The organism is Spongiactinospora gelatinilytica (assembly GCF_003236385.1).
In the GTDB taxonomy this organism is placed as follows: Bacteria; Actinomycetota; Actinomycetes; order Streptosporangiales; family Streptosporangiaceae; genus Spongiactinospora; species Spongiactinospora gelatinilytica.
This window is the reverse complement of sequence record NZ_POUA01000562.1, coordinates 1-3297: the sequence shown is the minus strand read 5'-3', so window position 1 is coordinate 3297 and position 3297 is coordinate 1. Positions and strand designations below refer to the sequence as shown.

At 72.8% G+C, this 3297-nt stretch carries 4 protein-coding genes; 3 read left to right on the top strand and 1 reads right to left on the bottom strand.

All coding sequences use genetic code 11. The features are described 5' to 3' along the window. A partial coding sequence (locus tag C1I98_RS40945) for a beta-propeller domain-containing protein (protein ID WP_199537496.1) occupies positions 1-1122 on the bottom strand: 1122 nt, incomplete at its 3' end. Between the two features lie 63 nt (positions 1123-1185). Between C1I98_RS40945 and C1I98_RS42220 the strand changes: the two genes are divergently transcribed. The 3 genes from C1I98_RS42220 to C1I98_RS42215 all read left to right on the top strand — a co-directional run. Continuing rightward, on the top strand, positions 1186-1659 hold the full coding sequence (locus tag C1I98_RS42220) for an NUDIX domain-containing protein (protein WP_158558351.1): 474 nt from the start codon (positions 1186-1188) through the stop codon (positions 1657-1659). Positions 1660-1669: 10 nt separating this feature from the next. Then, positions 1670-3055, top strand: a complete 1386-nt coding sequence (locus C1I98_RS36880; RefSeq protein ID WP_111171906.1) for a pyridoxal phosphate-dependent decarboxylase family protein — start codon at positions 1670-1672, stop codon at positions 3053-3055. Positions 3056-3087: 32 nt separating this feature from the next. After that, a partial coding sequence (locus C1I98_RS42215) for a hypothetical protein (protein ID WP_158558349.1) occupies positions 3088-3297 on the top strand: 210 nt, incomplete at its 3' end.

The window sequence follows — 3297 nt, the reverse complement described above, 5'->3', positions numbered from 1 at the left end:
GGCCTGGGGAGTGAGCGTGTCCGGTACGGCGGGCGGCTCCTCGATCGGCATCGGCAGCCACGCCTGCGGGTCGCTCGTCACGTACAGGCTGCTCGCCGTGCCGTACACGGTGTTGCCGTCGGCGGCCACGCTCACCGGCCGGTCGCCGGAGAGGGTACCGTCGCCCGCCGCCAGGTCCAGGGTGTGCACGGTGAGCATCGAGGTGCCCGTGTACTCCTTCGGGTGGCTGATCCGCTCGCAGCCGACCCGTTCGGCGTGCCGCGAGCCGTCCGCTCCGATGATCTCGTAGCGCGGCTGCCACGCCTCGATGGGGGCCGCGCGCACGGCCGCCCGGTTGCGCTCGGTCAGCTCCCGCTCGCTCGGCGGGGTGCCGCCCGCGGTGTCGTCGAAGGGCAGCCGGATGTCCGGCTTGCTGCTCACCACGATCCGTACGGCCGAACCGACCATCCGGGTGTCCACGTGGTCGCCGTCGGCGATGATCGACCCGGCCTTCTTCGGCTGCGGGCCGGAGAGGTCCACCAGCGTGTACGTCGTCCCCGGCCGCCAGTCGGGCCGCACCCTGGCGTCGTCGGTCGCGTTGGCGGCCAGGCCGGTCATGGGGAGCCGCACGAACGCGCGGTCGCCGTACATGAGCAGGTCGGCGGGGGCGTAGCCGTGCTCCTTGGGCACCAGCCGCAGTGAGCCGGTGACCTTCTTGGTCGCCGCGTCGGTCACCCGCAGCACGCCGCCGGAGACCGTGACGATCCGCTTGCCGTCGGTCTTGACCAGGTCGGGCTCGTCGGCCCCGGCCTCGTGGACGTTGGTGGTGGAGTGGTCGGCTTCCTGATTCGCCGACAGAAAATCGGCGCGCGCCTCGGACTTGGCGGTGTCAGGGAGAGCGCGCTCGAGCAGATGGACGCCGCCGAACCCCCACGGGCCGATGTTGGCCGCGGTCTTCTCGCGCAGCTCGGCGAGCATGTCGTCACAGCTCTGGTAGGCGACCAGGCGGATCTCGCCGAGCCACGCCGGTTTCGCGGACGAACCCGCCTGCGGTTCCTGCGGGGCGGACGCCGTGCAGGCCGCGCAGGCCGTGGCGAGCAGGGCGGCGAGCGTGACGCCGGCCGTACGGATGGAAGCCTTCATGCCCATAGCACGGATGGGAGCCCGTGCCCGGTTCAGGACACTTCGGCCGTAGGCTTGAGCCTCGTGCCCATTCCTGAGTTCCTGGCCGCGCTGCGCGCCCGTGTGGGCGACGCGCTGATCGTGCTTCCCTCCGTGACCGCCTGCGTGTTCGACGACGCGGGCCGCCTGCTGTTCGCCTGCCACGACGGCGGGGTGTGGGCCCCGCCCGGCGGCATCATCGAGCCCGACGAGCATCCGCGCGAGGCGGTGGTCCGCGAGCTGCGCGAGGAGACCGGCCTCGACATCGAGGTCGTGGACCTGATCGACGTGTACGGCGGCCCGCTGTTCCGCAACCGCTACTCCAACGGTGACCAGGTGTCGTACGTGATCACCGCGTACGGCTGCCGGGTGACCGGCGGCACCCTCACCCCCGACCTTGAGGAGATCACCGACGCCAGGTTCCTGGCCGAGTCCGAGCTGGACGGGCTGCGCCTGGCCTCCTGGACGGGCGTCGCGCTGCCCGACATGTACGCGTGGTGGCGCAGGACGAATCGGTAGCTTTCCGGCCGTGTGGAACATCGAAGAGTTCGCCGGGGCGGCCCACGACACCGTGGACTCCCTCGCCGCCTACGTCGAGGAGAGCCAGGCCGGGCTGCCCCCGGTGCTCACCAACCGGCCGCCGGACGAGCTGGCCGCCCGCCTCGGGCTGGACCGCTGGATCCGCGAGGGCGGGATGACGGGGGAGACCTACCGCGGGTTCCTGGCCGGCTATCTCGCCGCGGGCACCCGCGTCCACCATCCGGCGCACCTGGCCCACCAGATCGCCGCGCCGTTCTTCCCCGCCGCGCTCGCCGACTTCGTACACGGCGCGGCCAACAACCCGATGGCGCTCTACGAGATGGGCGCGTCGGCCGCCACCGTCGAGTTCGCGGTGATCCGCTGGATGCTGGAGAAGACCGGCCTGGCCGGGCAGGGCGGCGGGGTGCTCACCCACGGCGGTTCGCTGGCCGGCCTCACCGCGCTGCTCGCGGCCAGGGCCGCCGCCGCCCCGGACGCCTGGCGGGCCGGGGCGCCCGCCGGCGAACTCGCGCTGCTCGCCCCGGCGTCCGCGCACTACTCGCTGGCCAGGTCCGCGGCCATCCTCGGCCTCGGCGAGGACGCCGTGTTCGAGCTCGCGACCGATCCGCTCGGTCGCGTCCTGCCCGAGTGCCTGCCGGCCGCGCTGGAGCGGGTACGCCGGGCCGGCCGCCGCCCGATGGCGCTGGTCGCCGGGGCATGCGCCACAGGCACCGGCCTGTACGACGACCTGCGCGCGATCGGCGCGTTCTGCCGCGAGCACGGGATCTGGTACCACGTGGACGGCGCGCACGGGGCCTCCGCGCTGCTCAGCGAGCGCCATCGGCACCTGCTCGACGGCATCGAGACCGCCGACTCGGTCACCTGGGACGCGCACAAGATGCTCGGCACGTCGAGCCTCGTCGCCGCCGTCCTGGTACGCCGGGCCGAAGACCTGGACCGGGCCTTCCGGCAGGAGGCCAGTTACCTGTTCTACGGCGAGCGGGAGTTCGACACGATGGGCAGGACCGTCGAGTGCAGCAAGGCCGAGCTGGGCCTGAAGGTGTTCCTGAACCTGGCGTGGTACGGCGAGCGCGGTCTCGGCGAGCATGTGGCCGCCCGGTACGCGACGGCCCGCCGCCTGTGGGAGCTGGCCGCCGCCCGGCCCGGCTTCACCTGCCCCTATGAGCCGCAGAGCAACATCGTCTGCTTCCGGTACGGCGGGCCGGACACCGACCAGGCGGCGATCCGCGCCCGCCTGATGGCGCAGGGCGATTTCTACCTGTCCTCCGCGGAGATCGCCGGCAGCCGCCACCTACGGGCCGCCGTGATGGCCCCGGCGACCGGGGACAAGACGCTTTCCGCCCTGCTGGACGCCGTGGCCCGTGCAGGGTCGTGACCACTGTGGTCCATGAACGCTAACGTCTGGGCATGAGCGAACTCGACAACACCCGCAATACCGGCGACCCCGGCAACTCGGGCAACGTTGACGACGTGGACGGCCGGCTGCGTGCCGTCTGCGACCTGGCGATGGCGGACGTGCGGGAGTCCGCCGGCCGGCACGAGTACGACGGGAGGATCCAGGACCTCTCCCCTGAGGGAGTGCGCGCCGGGGTGGCCGCGCTCGGCCGCGGCCACCCC